Origin of the sequence: Nocardia sp. NPDC050175 (assembly GCF_044459885.1) — a bacterium.
In the GTDB taxonomy this organism is placed as follows: Bacteria; Actinomycetota; Actinomycetes; order Mycobacteriales; family Mycobacteriaceae; genus Nocardia.
This window is the reverse complement of record NZ_JBITJI010000014.1, coordinates 224258-240731: the sequence shown is the minus strand read 5'-3', so window position 1 is coordinate 240731 and position 16474 is coordinate 224258. Positions and strand designations below refer to the sequence as shown.

Genomic DNA, 16474 nt, shown 5'->3' with positions numbered 1-16474 from the left:
CTCGGACGGTGGGTGCGTTGTACGTGTTTTATCGTACTAGATGCTAAGTTCGACTCCGTTCGTATCGGTACGAGAAAAGTCGAACTATTGGAGGTTGGGATGGCGACGGTGACTGGACACCGGGAATCGGTGGCACGGGCGACGAGCGGCATCGTGTGGCTGGCGGCGTGGCCGGTCATGGCGGTGTTCGTGCTGTCGAACGCGGCGACGCCGCTGTACGTGGTGTGGCAGCGTGAGTTCGGATTCTCGTCCGGCACGTTGACGGCGATCTTCGCCAGCTACATCGTCGGCCTGCTCGGCGCGCTGCTGGTCGCAGGTGTGGTGTCGGATCGCGTCGGCCGCAAGCCGGTGCTGCTGCCCGCGATAGCGCTGGCGATGGTGGCCTGTGTGTTGTTCGCCACCGCGAGTTCGGTTGCGGTGCTTGCCGTTGCGCGGCTGCTCACCGGAATCGCGGTGGGCGCGGCGGTGTCGGCGGGCATGGCGGCGGTGACCGATGTGGGCGGGCCGGACCGCAAACGGCTTGCGGCGCTGGCGGCTTCGTCGGCGATGGTGCTGGGTGCCGGGTTCGGTCCGCTGCTTTCTGGTGTGCTGTCGGAGACCGTGTCCGGCCCGACGGTAACCATCTTCGTTCTCGAAATCGCCCTGCTCGCCACCGCTTTCGTGGTGGTCGCGCGGCTGGATCTGCCGAAGGGCGCTGGCGGGCGCGGCCCGTGGATTCGGATTCCCGCGGTGGCGCCGGGTGGACGCACGGCCGTGCTGCTCGGTATCGCAGTGTTCGCGCCGGGCATCACGTCGACCTCGTTCGTGCTGTCACTGGGTCCGTCCCTGCTCGCGCACCTGCTCGGCGCCACCAACCGCGTGATCGCGGGTGCCCTGGCCTTCGTAATGTTCCTGGGCGCCAACGGCATTCAGTTCGCTGTTCGTCGTCTGCAGGTACGCACAATCCTGCTCGGCGGCGCGGTCGCGACGACAACAAGCATGCTGACCCTGATCCTGTCGCTGCACCTGTCCTCGCTCACCTTGTTCGCGACGGCCGCCATACTCGCCGGAATCGGCCAGGGCTTAGGCCAATTCGGCGGCCTGACCGCGATCAGCACCAGCGTCCCCACCGACCGCCTAGCCGAGGCCAACGCCGCCCAGAACGTCGGCGGCTACCTCCCCGCCGCCATACTCCCGCTGACCGCAGGGTTCCTCAGCGACACAATCGGTCTGACCGCCGGCACGACAACCTTCGCGATCGTGGTGAGCGCAGCAGCCATCGCGGGCGGCGCCATCGTCGCGTTCCGGGCTGCTGCCGTATCCACGCGGACCAAGTGACGACCACACCCAACACCTCGTCGCCGCCCCTCGGCCCACCATTCACCACAGCCACACCGGTACTTTCAGAATCCGCACCCTCCCTCGTGATCCGCACTGCCGTAGGGCCCTATTCCGATTTGAGTTCAAGGGTTGATCCCGAGAAGCAGTGCAATTCCCGACACTGACAGCCCGATCGCCGGGCTAGAACCCAGCCGCTCACCCTTTGTGTTACCCGAACACCGCGTACAGGGGGTGTTCGGGTAACACAAAGGGTGAGCAGCCTCCAACGCGCCACGCGGACAGTGGAATCCGCACCTTAACTCGGGATCGGCACTGGCTTTAGGGCCCTATTCCGAGTGCCGATCCCGAGACAGAGTGCAGATCCCGGGGACACCGGCTCACCGAGCGCCTCGCGGGCTTGATCGGCCATCGAAACCGCCGCCGACCACTCGCTGTTGTCCAAAGCGCTTGTGACGTAACCACAGCCAGATGACCACCTCCGCAACGCGACATCGCGCACCTGACGTGCACCTAAAGCCGGGTACGGCAGGCGACGCGCCCAGCACTACTCACGGGAAAATGTGGATAGGTCTTCAGCTTCTATGAGCTGTCCACCTCTGGAGTCCTGAGAAGCACTTGCCCGGATAGGTGCACTATTCCGGGGGTCTGTGGGTGTACTGGTCCGAGATCGTGTACGGAGAGATCTCCGATGGTGTACTGGCCCAGAGGTTTTCGACAACCCATCGGATGACCTGAGTAGTGCTGAGCACGTCAGGTGGGGTACCCGACCTTCTCTTCCGCAACTTGTGATAGGCAACGTGTGGGTTCCAGCGGGAGGACTGGCTGTGGTCCGGTTGAAAGAGGCTGGGGAAAACGAGGCGAGTCAAGTGGTCGTTGGCGTAGGTGTGGCGCCGCGTGGTCGGTTCGAACGGTGTGGCGGCGGTGAGTCAGATTGAACGATGCCGCGTTGCGTGATCGATCCGAATGGCACCGATCCGCCCCATCAGACCGAATGGCACCGCGCCCCGGGATAAACGGCTGGCCAGTGGCGTCGCGACGACTGAGAATCGCCTTGTTGCCGATCGGCGCTGACATGGCAAAGTCCACATGCGCTGGTCGCGCCGACGGGAACAGGATCGCGACCAGCTGCGGTTGACGTTGACGACACCGATGACGAAGTGAGGGTGAGATGGGTAAGCCGACGGATCCGGCGTATCACTGGGATGGCGCGGAGCTGGACCTTGATGGGTATCTGGCGCGGATCGGGTTCGATGGTGAGCGGGCACCTACGGTGGCGACGCTGCGGAAGTTGGTTTACGGGCATACCACCTCGATTCCGTTCGAGAACCTGGAGATCATTCTCGGCCGGCCGATCTTGCTCGATCTGGAGTCGGTGCAGGACAAGCTGGTTCGGCGGCGTCGCGGCGGCTACTGCTATGAGCAGGTCGGGTTGTTCGCGGCGGCGCTGGAGCGGCTCGGCTTCGGTGTCACCGCGTTGAGTGCGCGCGTCACCATGGGCGTGGACGAGGGCCTGCGGCCCGCGACGCATGCCCTGCTGCGGGTGACGACGAGCGACGATGATCGAGTGTGGTTGTGCGACGTCGGATTCGGCTCCGGTCCGCTCGAGCCGTTCGAATTGTCCACCGGAACAGGCGAATTCACGGCGGGGGACTGGCGGTTCCGGCTGGAACTCGCCCGCGGCGAGCTGGACACCGATCTGTGGGTGCTGCATCAGTTCGGTAAGGAAGGCTGGATCAGCCGCTACACCTTCCCGACCACCCCGCAGTACCGCATCGACTTCGCAGTCGGCAACCACTTCGTCTCGACGTCGCCGCGCTCCCCGTTCACCACCCGCCCCTACGCACAGCGGTTCGGCCCCGACATCCACCTGACCGTCGACGGCACCAGCCTGATCACCGAACGCCCGGACGGAACCAGCGAAACACGCCTGATCGAGGCGACCGAACTGCCGAAGATCCTGTCCGAGGAATTCGCCATCGACCTCATCGATGCGGACGCCGACGCCCTGGTCAGGGGCTCCTGGCGCACGGCTTGACCCAGGCCACCCCGCACAGCCTCGCCCACCCGGCCGGGGTCGGCAGATACAGTCGGCGGGGTGCGTACCCGCCGGAATTACCTCGTCCTGTTCGCCGCACCCGCCCTCGTGCTCGCCGCCTGCTCGTCCGGCCCGGACCAGCCCGACACGGTCGCAGGCCAGTTCGCCGACGCGCTGAACCGCGACGATGTCGCGGCCGCGGCCAAGCTCACCGACGACCCGACGAAGGCCGCCGACACCCTCGGCAAGCTCTACGACGGCCTCGGCAAGGAGGTGCGCTTCGACGTTCGCTCGATCGACAAGAACACCTTCACGCTGGCCGCCACCTGGAAGCTCGGCAAGGACGGCAAATCCGAGTGGACCTACACCACCACCGGCACCGCGGCCGACGACGGCGGCTGGAAGGTCAAGTGGAACCCGGACACAGTCGCACCGGGCCTGGCCGCAGGCCCGCTGAGCTACAGCCCGGTCTACCCGCAGCCTTCCCGCATTCTCGATTCCACCGGCGGCGAGTTGATGGCCCAGCAGGTGGTCACGCTGGTGAACGTGAGTCCCGGCGCCGACACCGCCGCGCTCGCCGCGCTGCTGGGCCCGATCTCGCCCGGCCTCACCGCGCAGTCGCTGCAGACCGATCTCGCTGGGGCGCAGGGCAAACCGATCACCGCGATCAGCCTGCGCGACGCCGATATCGCGCCGATCCAAGCGCAGTTGTCCGGCATGTCCGGCGTGACGCTCGCGCCGCAGACCCGCCTGCTCACCACCGACAAATCCCTCGCCTCACCGACCCTGTCCGGCCTGGCCGAACTGTGGCAGAAGAACGCCGACGACAACGCGGGCTGGGCAGTGCGCGCACAGACCGGCGACGGCACGCAGCGCGTCGGCGGCCAGGATCCCAAGCCGACCGCGGACATCGCGTCCACGCTGAACATCGACATCCAGCAGGCGGCAGAGGCGGCGCTGGCACCGATCACCCAGCCCGCAGCGATCGTCGCGCTGCAACCGTCCACCGGCAATGTCGTCGCGGTCGCGCAGAACAACGCCGCCGACGCGCAGGGCCCGATCGCCCTCACCGGCCTGTACCCGCCGGGGTCGACCTTCAAGACGGTCACCGTCTCGGCCGCGCTGCAAGCGGGCATCGCCACCCCGGACACGGTGCTCCCGTGCCCCGGCGTCGCGAACATCGAGGGCCGCAAGATCCCCAACGACAATAATTTCGACCTCGGCCAGGTCCCGCTGCACACCGCGTTCGCGCGTTCCTGCAACACCACCATGGGCGAGCTCGGCGTGAAATTGCCCGCCGACGCGCTGACGAACGCAGCCGCACAACTGGGTCTCGGCATCGACTACGTCACACCCGGCCTGACCACCGTCACCGGCAAGGTGCCGTCCGCCGACACCCCCGCCCTACGGGTCGAATCCGCCATCGGTCAGGGCCAGGTGACCGCGACACCGTTCGGTATGGCACTGGTCGCCGCGTCCATCGCACACGGTTCGGTGCCCGCGCCCACCATCGTCAAGGGCCAGCCCGGCACACCGGACAAAACACCGGCTCCGCTGCCCGCGAGCGTCGCCGACCAGGTCAAGGCCATGATGCGGGAGACGGTCACCGCCGGAACCGCCACCCAGTTGCGCGATATCCCCGGCTTGCTCGGCAAGACCGGCACCGCAGAATTCATCGATGACACGCACGCGCACGGCTGGTTCGTCGGCATCGCCGATGACCTGGCATTTGCCGTGTTCATCAACGATGCGAACAGCTCAGGACCCGCGGTCGACGCGGCCGGACGGATGCTGCGAGCGGCGCGCTAGCTCCGCCGCGCCGATCTGGGCGGAGAATATGCCCGTGCTGGCGCGGACCGAAGTCGCGCGGCCAGCTACACTCGTCCCCGGACCGCGTCTGTAAGCAATATGCGGGATGTCACGATTTCGAGAAGGTTCGGAGTAGGCGCCATCGATACCGGTCAGTTGATCGCGGAGCATTACCGCCTGGTCGAGCGGATTGGTAGCGGCGGCACAGGTGTAGTTTGGCGTGCCATCGACGAGCGTCTGCAACGCTCGGTGGCCGTCAAGCAGATCCATATCAAGCCGAGCCTCCCCGAGGCCGAGCGTGATGTGGTGCGCCAGCGCGCCATTCGCGAGGCGCGCAATGCCGCCCGATTCCAGCATCCGAACGCCATCGTCGTGTTCGACATCACCGAGCATCAGGGTGATCCCTGCCTGGTGATGGAGTACCTGAAGTCCAACAGCCTGGCCGGCGTGCTGTCCGCGCAGGGCCCGCTGCCGTTGACGCAGGTCGCGCGGATCGGCGAGCAGGTCGCCTCGGCGCTGATCGCCGCGCACGACGCGGGCATCGTGCACCGGGATGTGAAGCCGGGCAACATCTTGCTCGACGACCACGGCACCGTGAAGATCACCGACTTCGGTATCTCCCGTGCCGCAGGCGATGTCACGCTCACCGAAACCGGTCTGATCTGCGGTACCGCCGCCTATCTCGCACCGGAGATGGCGCGCGGCGCCGATCCGACGCCCGCCTCGGATGTATTCGCCCTGGGGGCAACGCTTTTCCATGCGCTGGAGGGCGAGCCGCCGTACGGCGCGAACGCCAACCCGCTCGCCGTGCTCTACGCCGCCGCCAACGGCCAGGTCAGCGAGCCGCGAAACGCCGGTCCCGCAACGGATTTCCTGCTCGACCTGCTCAGCCCGGAACCGCAGGACCGGCCGACCATGCGCGCGGCCCTGGACCACCTCGCCGCGTTCGCCGACTCCGGCCCCGCCTCGGTGGCCGCCGGATTCGTGCCCGCCAGTGAGGCTTTCGTGCGCCGCCGCAACGGGGCGCCGGAATCCGCGACGCGCGCACTGCGTCCGTCGGCGGTGTCCGCACCGGTGCACCAGCCGACCGAGCGTCAGCCGCGTCCGCAGAAGCAGGCACCGCGCCCGCAGCACGCGCCGCGCCGGCCCGCGCAGTCGAACACGGCCACCCACCCGCGCACCCAGGCCCAGCCGCGACCGGTGCCGCGTAAGTCCGGCGGCAAGAGCAAGGCCATCATGATCGGCGCCGCGATCGGCGCGGTCGTCGCGGTGGCCGCGATTCTCATCGGCGCGTTGAGTCAGAAGGACTCGAATTCGCCGACCGTGCAGGCGGGTCCGCCATCGACGAGCTCGTCGACGGCCAGCACGAGCCCCGTCGCTCCGTCCGGCACGCCGGGCAAGACCACCAGCGATGGCAGCAAGGTCACCGAGCAACCCGCGGGTGCGCTCGTGAAGAAGTTCTACGACGACGCAAGCGGATCGTGGTCCATCCTGTCGCCGGCCGCACAGAAGATCTACGGCACTGAGACGGCGTTCCGGCAGTACTGGGATCAGCACACCGTCGACACCTTCGCCAGCATCCGGGCGGCAGGCCCCAACAACCCGGACGGCTCGCTCGATATCAAGCTGGCCAGTCTCATCGTCGACGGCCAGGATCAGCCGGTGACCCTGCGCGTGATCAGCTCCGGTGGAAAGCTCCTCCTCGACAGCGACACCCGCTTCCCCAACCTTTCCTGAACGGGCTCGATGCGTCGCAGCTCGAGCCGCTGATGTCTGGTAGGCCACCGTGCGGATAACGGCTGGCGTCGGCCTACTAGGCTGGTAGCTGCAACTTTCCTGTTGCGGATTCGGCTGAGGACAAGGATCGACACCACATGACTACCCGCATCGAGCTCGCCCGCGTTGATCTGCGCGGTCGCACTCCCTCCGTTGCCGAGCTGCGCGCCGCGCTGCCGCGCGGGGGAGTCGACGTGGACTCGGTGCTGCATCATGTGCGACCGGTGGTCGAGGCGATCCGGGATCGTGGCGTCGCGGCGGCGCAGGAGTACAGCGAGCAGTTCGACGGGGTGAGCCCGGCGACGGTGCGGGTACCTGCGGCCGAGCTGGAAAAGGCGCTGACCGAGCTGGATCCTGCGGTGCGTGCGGCGCTGGAGGAATCCATCGCCAGGGCCAGGAAGGTGCACGCCGATCAGCGGCGCACCGACAAGACCACCGAGGTGGTACCCGGCGGCACGGTGACCGAGCGCTGGGTGCCCGTCGAGCGGGTCGGGCTGTATGTGCCCGGCGGCAACGCCGTTTACCCGTCCAGTGTGGTCATGAACGTGGTGCCCGCGCAGACCGCGGGCGTCGGCTCGCTGGTGGTGGCCTCGCCGCCGCAGGCGCAGTTCGGCGGCCTGCCGCACCCGACGATCCTGGCTGCCGCGCAGTTGCTCGGCGTCGACGAGGTGTGGGCGGTCGGCGGCGCGCAGGGCGTGGCGCTGCTGTCCTACGGCGGCGTCGACACCGACGGCGCGCAGCTGGAGCCGGTCGATCTGATCACCGGGCCCGGCAATATCTACGTGACGGCTGCCAAGCGGCTGTGCCGTGGCCTGGTCGGCATCGACGCGGAGGCGGGGCCGACCGAGATCGCGATCCTGGCCGACGCGACCGCCGACCCGGTGCACGTGGCGGCGGATCTGATCAGCCAGGCCGAGCACGACGTGCTCGCGGCCAGCGTGCTGGTCACCGACAGCGCCGAGCTGGCCGACGCCGTGGACGCGGCGCTGACCCGGCAGATGACCGTGGTCAAGCACGCCGACCGGGTGACGGAAGCGTTGCGCGGCAAGCAGTCCGGCACGGTGCTCGTCGACGATATCGCGCAGGGCCTGCGCGTGGTGAACGCCTACGCGGCCGAGCACCTGGAGATCCAGACCGTCGACGCGGCCGCCGTGGCCGCCCGGGTGCGCAGTGCCGGAGCGATTTTCGTCGGCGCGTACGCCCCGGTGAGCCTCGGCGACTACTGCGCGGGCTCCAATCACGTGCTGCCGACCGCCGGATGTGCCAGGCACTCCTCGGGTTTGAGCGTGCAGACGTTCCTGCGCGGCATTCACGTGGTCGACTACACCGAGGCGGCGTTGAAGGATGTCGCCGGTCATGTGGTCGCGCTGGCCAATGCCGAGGACCTGCCCGCGCACGGACAGGCCGTGCAGGCGCGTTTCGAGGCGCTGTCATGAGTAGGCAGGCCACCGTACCCGGCGCGGATATCAGCCTGGACGACCTACCGCTGCGAGAGAATCTGCGCGGCAAGAAGCCTTATGGCGCACCGCAATTGACGGTGCCCGTCCAGCTGAACACCAACGAGAACCCGCACCCGCCGAGCAAGGCGCTGATCGACGACGTGGCCGAATCCATTCGGATCGCCGCCGCCGACCTGCACCGCTACCCGGACCGGGACGCGGTCGCGCTGCGCTCCGATCTGGCCGAATACCTCGGCAGGCAAACGGGTGTCGCGGTGGACACCGACAATGTCTGGGCGGCCAACGGTTCCAACGAGATCCTGCAGCAGCTGCTGCAGGCCTTCGGCGGACCAGGCCGCAGCGCATTGGGTTTCGTGCCGTCGTACTCGATGCACCCGATCATCTCGGAGGGCATCGACACCGAATGGATCGAGGCCAAGCGCAACGCGGACTTCTCCCTCGACGTCGACTACGCGGTGGCCGCCATCGCGGAGCGTTCGCCGAACGTGGTGTTCGTGACCAGCCCCAATAACCCGACCGGGCACAGCATTCCGCAGGACGACCTGGCGCGGATTCTGGAAGCCGCGCCGGGCATCGTGGTGGTCGACGAGGCCTACGGCGAGTTCTCCGCGCAGCCGAGTGCCATCGCGTTGATCGACCGTTTCCCGGCCAAGCTGGTGGTGACCAGGACCATGAGCAAGGCGTTCGCCTTCGCGGGTGGACGACTCGGCTATCTGGTCGCCGCGCCCGCGGTGATCGACGCGATGCTGCTGGTGCGGTTGCCGTACCACCTGTCGGTGGTCACCCAGGCGGCCGCGCGGGCGGCGCTGCGGTACGCCGACGAAACCCTCGGCAGCGTGGCGCAACTGGCCGCGCAACGCGATCGGGTCGCGGCGGCGCTGGCCGACCTCGGCTTCGACGTGATCCCCAGCGACGCGAACTTCCTGCTGTTCGGCCGATTCACCGACGCGGCCGCGAGCTGGCAGCGCTACCTGGACCATGGTGTGCTGATCCGCGACGTCGGCATCCCCGGCTACCTGCGCACCACCATCGGTCTGGCCGCGGAGAACGACGAGTTCTTGAGGGTCAGCCGAGTCCTGGTCGAGACCGACCTCACGCCCCGATGAATCCGCCTGTGGAGGAAGCAATGATGAACCGAACCGCGCGGGTGGAGCGCGTCACCAAAGAGTCCAGCATCGTGGTGGAGCTGGACCTGGACGGCACCGGTAAGACCGAGATCGCCACGGGCGTCCCGTTTTACGACCACATGCTGACCGCGCTCGGGGCACACGCCAGCTTCGACCTGACCGTGCGGGCCGAGGGCGACATCGAGATCGAGGCGCACCACACGGTGGAGGACACCGCGATCGTGTTCGGCCAGGCGCTGGGAAAAGCGTTGGGCGACAAGGTGGGTATCCGCCGGTTCGGTGACGCCTACATTCCGATGGACGAGACCTTGGCGCACGCCGCGGTCGACGTGTCCGGGCGGCCCTACTGTGTGCACACCGGCGAGCCGGAGCACTTGCTGCACGCCGTGATTCCCGGATCCGGACCGGGCGCACCGTATTCCACGGTGCTGAATCGGCACGTCTTCGAGTCGATCGCGTTGAACGCCCGCATCGCGCTGCACGTGCGCGTGCTGTACGGCCGCGACCAGCACCACGTCACCGAGGCCGAATTCAAGGCGGTGGCACGGGCTTTGCGTGCGGCGGTCGAGCTCGATCCACGGGTGCAGGGTGTTCCCTCGACGAAGGGGACGCTGTGACTCTGAAGTCTGTTGCCCTGCTCGACTACGGCTCGGGCAATCTGCACTCGGCCGAGCGTGCGCTGGTGCGGGCGGGCGCGAAGGTCGAGGTGACCGCCGATCCGGCGATCGCGCTGGCCGCCGACGGCCTCGTCGTACCCGGCGTCGGCGCCTACGCCGCCTGCATGGCCGGACTGCGAAAGGTGCGGGGCGAGCGGATGATCGGCCAGCGGCTGGCCGGTGGTCGCCCGGTGCTCGGCATCTGCGTCGGCATGCAGATCCTGTTCGAGCGCGGCGTGGAATTCGGCGTGGAGACCGACGGCTGCGCGGAATGGCCTGGCGTCGTGGCACGTTTGTCCGCGCCGGTGCTGCCGCACATGGGCTGGAACACCGTATCCGCGCCGCAGGACAGCGTGCTGTTCGCGGGCATGGACGAGGACACGCGCTTCTATTTCGTGCACTCCTATGCCGCCCAGACGTGGGATCTGCCGCCCGGCGAGCATTTCGCGACTCCGAAGCTGACCTGGGCCGAGCACGGCGTGCCGTTCCTCGCCGCGGTGGAGAACGGGGCGCTGTCGGCGACCCAGTTCCACCCGGAGAAGTCCGGCGACGCCGGGGCTCAGCTGCTGCTCAACTGGGTGCAGGCGCTGTAACCCGCACGGGCCTACTTGGTTTCGGCCCGGTTGACCAGCCAGCGACCGTTCACGTTCTCGACGGTGCACAGCAGCGACATCTTGTTGGTCTTCGGCATGCCGCCGGTCTCGTCGCTGGTCGTCGTGCGCACCACGTCGACGGTCACGTCCGCGCGCGCCTCGTCACCGGAAACGATCCGGCAATCCACCGAATCGACCGTCGCGCGAACATGACTCGCGGTGGCGTTCGCCTGAATGGTCGGCCGGGCATCCTCGAATTCCGCCCGGAACGTCCCGGTGGTGATGTCGAGCATCTTGCCAACGTGCTCGCCGAAATTCGCGTAATCGTAGGTCCCCGCGATGGTGCCGAAATCGCACCCGGCCAGCCGCGCCTCCTCGGGCGGGGCAGCCGCGGCGGTCTGCGCGGTGGCGAGCACCGCGGTGCAGGTGGCGGCCGAAAGCAGGAGCACGGCAGCGAGGGTCGAGCGCGACATACGAGATCCCTAGGGAGAGTACGGAAGCGGCGAACGGAGTGGTCGCCGAGGCGAGACACTACCGGCGATTCCTCGGGAGCGGGGGCGGCCCGCTGACTTGCTCGGATCTACGGTCGAGCCGGAGTCCGCCGAGATCGAACGGGCCGTAACGGAATTCCGGATCGGGGAGGGTCCGGGGAGCTGGCGTGAACGTCAGGGGCGGGTGCCGGTGGACCAGATCGGGGTGGTTTCGACCCGGGACAGTCGCCAGCCTGTCGCGGTGCGGATCGCGTCGAATCGGTAGATCTCGCCGAGGGTGTACTGCGGTTCGGAGATGGTTCCGGTGGACGGGGCGAAGGTGGCGATCAGGTTCGCTCTGACCTCGGCCTTGTCGTTGTCGAGGTCGATCATCACGTTGCTGATGAAGTGCTGAATTCGCTTGTCGGCGGAGTGATTCCGGCGCGCCTGGGCGGTCAGTGCGTCGCGTCCCTCGGCCTTGCCGCCGGGGGTCTTCGCTGTCGCGTCGGGCGTGTAGAGGGTTTGGAAATCGTCGAAGTGTCCCTCGTCCAGGGCGCGGCCGAGCCGGTCGACCAGCGCGGTGATCTCGTTGCGGTCCAACAACTCTCGCAACTGCCGCTGCGTGGTGTCTGCGGTCGCTCGGGCGAGCAGGGGCAGGGGGCGTGCGGGGAAGCGGATCTTGCTCATGGAGTTGCCTTTTCGACTTAAATGTTGGCCTGTCCAACGTTGGTGTCGCCAACGTTAACATATTGTGGGTGTGACCAACAAGAGTTAGATTGCTGCCATGGAGATCTCGCACGAGGGTGCTCCCGCCAGGCTGCGGGCGCTGCCCACCCGGCTGGTCAATCAGGTTGCCCTCGTCGCCAACCGGGCCACCGAGCGCGCGCTGAACGCCACCGGCTCCCGGCGCTATCACTACGCGCTGCTCGCCGCGCTCGGCGAGTTCGGCTCGATCAGCCAGGCCGACCTGGGGCGACGCACCCGCATCGACCGCAGTGACATCGTCGCCACCGTCAACGAGCTGGCCGACCGTGGTTTCGTCGAGCGCAGCCCAGACGAAGGCGATCGCAGGCGCAAGATCGTCACCATCACCGACGCGGGCACGGCGCATCTCGCCGAGCTCGACGAGCGGCTGGCCGGTGCACAGGACGAACTGCTGGCCGGTCTCAACCCCGCTGAGCGCGCTGAGCTCGTCCGACTATTGACCCGCATTCTCGATCGGTGATCCAGCTCCTATATCCGCAGGCCGGGGACGGGGCGAATGGAACCAACTACTAGGGTGGTCGCGTGAGTGAGCGTAGCGAACGAACCATCAACACAGCGTCAAAGACGTCGACGGAGCCGAGCGCCAGCGAGGCGCAGTCGTGAGTCTTGTGCTGCTACCCGCCGTCGATGTTGCCAATGGAGAGGCTGTGCGCCTCGTGCAAGGGGAGGCCGGTAGCGAAACCAACTACGGCTCGCCGCGCGACGCCGCCCTGGAATGGCAGCGCGCGGGCGCGGAGTGGGTGCATCTGGTCGATCTCGACGCGGCGTTCGGTCGCGGCTCGAATCGCGAACTGCTGGCCGGGGTTGTCGGCGAGCTCGACGTCAAGGTGGAGCTGTCCGGCGGCATCCGCGACGACGAGTCCCTGGAGGCCGCGCTGGCCACCGGTTGCGCCCGGGTGAACCTCGGCACCGCCGCGCTGGAGGATCCGGTGTGGTGCGCCAAGGCCATCGCCAGGCACGGCGAGCGCGTCGCGGTCGGCCTCGACGTGCGCATCATCGACGGCGACTACCGGCTGCGCGGCCGCGGCTGGGTCAGCGACGGCGGCGACCTGTGGGAGGTGCTCGAGCGCCTGGAGCGCGACGGCTGCTCCCGCTACGTGGTCACCGACGTCACCAAGGACGGCACGCTGACCGGCCCGAACCTGGACCTGCTTCGCGAGGTGTGCAACGCCACCGACGCACCGGTCATCGCCTCCGGCGGCGTTTCCACCATCGAGGACCTGATCGCGATCGCCGAACTGGTGCCGGAGGGTGTCGAGGGTTCGATCGTCGGCAAGGCGCTCTACGCGGGCCGGTTCACGCTGCCCGAGGCGCTGGCCGCGGTGAGATGAGCCCGGACCTATCGGCACTGCTCGCTGTCGCCCGCGAGATCCTCGACTCGGTCACCTCACGCTTCATCGAGGGGGTCGGCGCGCCGAGCGCGGTCACCAAGGGCCGCAACGACTTCGCCACCGAACTCGACCTGGAGCTGGAACGCACCATCTCCGCCCAGTTGGAGCGCCGCACCGGAATCAAGGTGCACGGCGAGGAATTCGGCGGCCCGCAGCTCGTCTCCGGCACCGCGTGGGTGCTCGATCCGATCGACGGCACCTTCAATTACTCCTCCGGACACCCACTTTCGGGCATGCTGCTCGCGCTGGTGCACGACGGTGCGCCGGTGCTCGGCCTGACCTGGTTGCCGTTGCTCGGGCAGCGTTACGCCGCGATCGAAGGCGGGCCGGTTCTGTTGAACGGCCAACCGCTGCCGCCGTTGCCGCACGGGAAGCTGGCCGAGGCGATGATCGGGTTCGGCGCGTTCAATGTCGACGCGCAGGGGCGGATCCCGGGGCAGTTCCGCTTCGATCTGCTCGGCCCGCTCAGCAGGCTCTCCTCCCGGGTGCGGATGCACGGCTCCACCGGCATCGACCTGGCGTTCACCGCGTCCGGCGTGCTCGGTGGGGCCATCGTGTTCGGCCATCATCCGTGGGACAACGCCGCGGGGGTCGCGCTGATCCGCGCCGCGGGTGGCGTGGTCACCGACCTGGCCGGCGCGCCGTGGACCATCACCTCGGGCTCGGTGCTGGCCGCCGCGCCCGGCGTGCACGAGGAGCTGCTCGAAATGATCTGCACGGTGGCCGATGAAGGGTGAGGCAATGACGTTGGCGGTACGCGTGATTCCGTGTCTGGACGTCGACGCGGGCCGGGTCGTCAAGGGCGTGAACTTCGAAAACCTGCGTGACGCAGGCGATCCCGTCGAACTGGCCGCGACCTACGACGCGCAGGGCGCCGACGAGCTGACCTTCCTCGACGTCACCGCCTCCACCGGCGACCGCGGCACCATGATCGACGTGGTCACCCGCACCGCCGAGCAGATCTTCATCCCGCTCACCGTCGGTGGTGGCGTACGCACCGTCGAGGACGTCGACCGGCTGCTGCGGGCCGGCGCCGACAAGGTCTCGGTCAACACCGCCGCCATCGCCCGGCCCGAGGTGCTGCGCGAGATGTCGGAGCGGTTCGGCTCGCAGTGCATCGTGCTGTCCGTCGACGCGCGCACGGTGCCCGCCGGCCAGCCCGCCACCCCCTCCGGCTGGGAGGTCACCACCCATGGCGGCAAACGCGGCACCGGTCTCGACGCCGTCGAATGGGCAACGCGCGGAGCCGAGTTGGGCGTCGGCGAGATCCTGCTCAACTCGATGGACGCCGACGGCACGAAGGCAGGCTTCGACCTCCCGATGATCCGCGCCGTCCGCGCCGCGGTCTCTGTCCCCGTCATCGCCAGCGGCGGCGCAGGCGCTGTCGAACACTTCGCCCCCGCCGTCCAAGCAGGCGCCGACGCGGTCCTGGCCGCCAGCGTCTTCCACTTCGGCGACCTCACCATCGGCCAGGTGAAGGACTCCATGCGCGCCGAACACATCGTCGTCCGCTAGCCGCCGCGAAAACTTCGCCCGCCGCGTACGAATTCGCCGACGATTTCGTACGCCGCGCACTCGCCGCGCACCACTTCGCCTGCCGCGCATAACTTCGCCGACGATTTCATACGCGGCCAGAGAATGTGTACGCGGCGTCGGTGGTGCGCTGCGCTCGTCGCGCTGCGCCGTTTGTGCCTGCCGCGCGTAGGTTCGCGTGCCGCGCACTGGTTCGTTCGCCGCGCATGAGTTTGCCGACGAATTCATGCGCGGCGCACAGAGGTGTGCGCGGCGCGGTGGGGCGGGTCGGGTCGGTTGGCGGGATCGCGGGAATCCGCCGTGGCGGAATCTTGTTTGCGCGGGGCCGTGTTGGTTCGGAGATGAGCATCGGTATTTCGCTGTCTCCCTTCACTCTCGACGCGACCGACAATGCGGTGGATGCCGCTGTCGCCGCAGGTAAGCAAGCTGCGGCGGCGGGGCTTAGTTCGCTGTGGTTCGGTCATACTTTCAGCCATGACAGCATCGTGTTGTCGGCGCTGGTGGGGCGGGAGGTGCCCGAGTTGGAGGTGGGTACCTCGGCGGTGCCGATTTCGGCGCGACATCCGCTGTTGATAGCCAGTCAGGCGCAGACGGCGCAGGCGGCGACGCACGGCAGGTTCACGCTGGGCCTGGCCCTGGGCACGGAGGCGTTCACCGAGCCGGTGTTCGGCGTCACCTTCGACCGGCCGATCGCCCGGCTGCGCGAGTTCTTGACCGCGCTGCGCGCCGTACTCGACACCGGCACCGTCGATTTCCATGGCGAGACGCTCACCGCGGTAGCGCCGCTGCCCGCCGCGGTGGCGGGTGCGAAGCCGACCGTGCCGGTAATGGTCGCCGCGATGGGACCGCAGGCGCTGCGCGTCACCGGCGAATTCGCCGACGGCACACTGCCTTACCTGGTCGGCCCGAAAGCACTGGCCGAGCAGATCGTCGCACCGATCACCAAAGCCGCTGAGCGAGTGGGCCGACCGGCGCCGCGCATCGTCGCCATGGTTCCCGGCGTCGTCACCGCTGATGTCGAGGGCGCTCGCGCCGCGGCCGAGGAGTCGACCGCGTTCTACAACGACATCCCCTCGTACCGGCGAATCATCGAGCTGTCCGGCGCATCTCGCGCCGCCGATCTGGTCGTCATCGGCGACGAGCAGACCGTCGCCGACCGCGTCGCCGAATACTTCGAGGCGGGCGCCACCGACGTCGTCTTCGCCCAAACCGACCTGACCACCCCCGCCGACGAACAGCGCACGTGGCAACTGCTCGGCGAACTGAACCGCACCGCTTAGCAATACGAGAACGACCCGTTCGGCCCTCGAGCCGAGCGGGTCGTTCGCGCGTGAAAGTGCGCCGGAGCGAAGCTGATTCAGGCTCCCGACGCCACCTTCAGCAGCACCGCGCCCGCGATGATCGCGGCGAAGGACGCGACCTTGGGCAGGGTTATCTTCTCGTGGTAGACGCGTGGCATTGGTCGCCAGCGCGAAGACCACTTCGAAAACCGCCGCGATCATCAGGTAGATCCAGGCCATGAGGAACAGCTCTTTTTAG

General features: G+C 68.0%; 15 protein-coding genes. 13 read left to right on the top strand and 2 right to left on the bottom strand.

The features are described 5' to 3' along the window. The first annotated feature begins 99 nt into the window (after positions 1-99). The 8 genes from ACIBK2_RS37265 to hisH all read left to right on the top strand — a co-directional run bounded on the left by ACIBK2_RS37265 (position 100) and on the right by hisH (position 10776). The gene (locus ACIBK2_RS37265; RefSeq protein ID WP_396974492.1) at positions 100-1317 is read left to right on the top strand and encodes an MFS transporter; all 1218 of its coding nucleotides are present in this window, start codon (positions 100-102) and stop codon (positions 1315-1317) included. 1171 nt (positions 1318-2488) lie between these two features. Then, on the top strand, positions 2489-3355 hold the full coding sequence (locus ACIBK2_RS37260; protein ID WP_396974490.1) for an arylamine N-acetyltransferase: 867 nt from the start codon (positions 2489-2491) through the stop codon (positions 3353-3355). A 60-nt stretch (positions 3356-3415) separates the two neighbouring features. After that, a complete protein-coding gene (locus ACIBK2_RS37255; RefSeq protein ID WP_396974488.1) occupies positions 3416-5164 on the top strand; it encodes a penicillin-binding transpeptidase domain-containing protein in 1749 nt (582 codons plus the stop codon). A 156-nt stretch (positions 5165-5320) separates the two neighbouring features. Then, entirely contained in the window at positions 5321-6901 is a 1581-nt protein-coding gene (locus ACIBK2_RS37250) for a protein kinase (RefSeq protein WP_396974486.1), read from the top strand. A gap of 137 nt (positions 6902-7038) precedes the next feature. Next, positions 7039-8376, top strand: a complete 1338-nt coding sequence (gene hisD, locus ACIBK2_RS37245) for a histidinol dehydrogenase (protein ID WP_396974484.1) — start codon at positions 7039-7041, stop codon at positions 8374-8376. Beyond that, entirely contained in the window at positions 8373-9506 is a 1134-nt protein-coding gene (locus ACIBK2_RS37240) for a histidinol-phosphate transaminase (protein WP_396974482.1), read from the top strand. The genes hisD and ACIBK2_RS37240 overlap by 4 nt, the downstream gene beginning before the upstream one ends. 20 nt (positions 9507-9526) lie before the next feature. Next, the gene (gene hisB, locus ACIBK2_RS37235; protein WP_396974480.1) at positions 9527-10144 is read left to right on the top strand and encodes an imidazoleglycerol-phosphate dehydratase HisB; all 618 of its coding nucleotides are present in this window, start codon (positions 9527-9529) and stop codon (positions 10142-10144) included. Further along, complete coding sequence (hisH, locus tag ACIBK2_RS37230) at positions 10141-10776, top strand: imidazole glycerol phosphate synthase subunit HisH (protein WP_396974478.1); 636 nt, start codon at positions 10141-10143, stop codon at positions 10774-10776. Before hisB ends, hisH begins: the two co-directional genes overlap by 4 nt. An 11-nt stretch (positions 10777-10787) precedes the next feature. Here the strand turns inward: hisH and ACIBK2_RS37225 are convergent, their stop codons facing one another. Both ACIBK2_RS37225 and ACIBK2_RS37220 read right to left on the bottom strand, forming a co-directional pair. Further along, on the bottom strand, positions 10788-11249 hold the full coding sequence (locus tag ACIBK2_RS37225; RefSeq protein ID WP_396974477.1) for a hypothetical protein: 462 nt from the start codon (positions 11247-11249) through the stop codon (positions 10788-10790). Between the two features lie 192 nt (positions 11250-11441). Beyond that, complete coding sequence (locus tag ACIBK2_RS37220; protein WP_396974476.1) at positions 11442-11933, bottom strand: nuclear transport factor 2 family protein; 492 nt, start codon at positions 11931-11933, stop codon at positions 11442-11444. 97 nt (positions 11934-12030) lie between these two features. Here ACIBK2_RS37220 and ACIBK2_RS37215 point away from each other — a divergent pair, with 97 nt between their 5' ends. The 5 genes from ACIBK2_RS37215 to ACIBK2_RS37195 all read left to right on the top strand — a co-directional run bounded on the left by ACIBK2_RS37215 (position 12031) and on the right by ACIBK2_RS37195 (position 16215). Beyond that, positions 12031-12471, top strand: coding sequence for a MarR family transcriptional regulator (locus tag ACIBK2_RS37215; RefSeq protein WP_357391322.1), 441 nt, complete (start codon positions 12031-12033; stop codon positions 12469-12471). 139 nt (positions 12472-12610) lie between these two features. Further along, positions 12611-13342, top strand: coding sequence for a bifunctional 1-(5-phosphoribosyl)-5-((5-phosphoribosylamino)methylideneamino)imidazole-4-carboxamide isomerase/phosphoribosylanthranilate isomerase PriA (priA, locus tag ACIBK2_RS37210; RefSeq protein WP_396974475.1), 732 nt, complete (start codon positions 12611-12613; stop codon positions 13340-13342). After that, positions 13339-14139 (top strand): inositol monophosphatase family protein, encoded by an 801-nt coding sequence (locus tag ACIBK2_RS37205; RefSeq protein WP_396974474.1) that lies wholly within the window; start codon positions 13339-13341, stop codon positions 14137-14139. The genes priA and ACIBK2_RS37205 overlap by 4 nt, the downstream gene beginning before the upstream one ends. 4 nt (positions 14140-14143) lie before the next feature. Beyond that, entirely contained in the window at positions 14144-14917 is a 774-nt protein-coding gene (hisF, locus tag ACIBK2_RS37200) for an imidazole glycerol phosphate synthase subunit HisF (RefSeq protein ID WP_396974472.1), read from the top strand. 359 nt (positions 14918-15276) lie between these two features. Further along, positions 15277-16215 carry a TIGR03564 family F420-dependent LLM class oxidoreductase gene (locus tag ACIBK2_RS37195; RefSeq protein ID WP_396974470.1) on the top strand — a complete coding sequence of 313 codons (939 nt, stop codon included), beginning with the start codon at positions 15277-15279 and terminating at the stop codon, positions 16213-16215. Positions 16216-16474 lie beyond the last annotated feature (259 nt).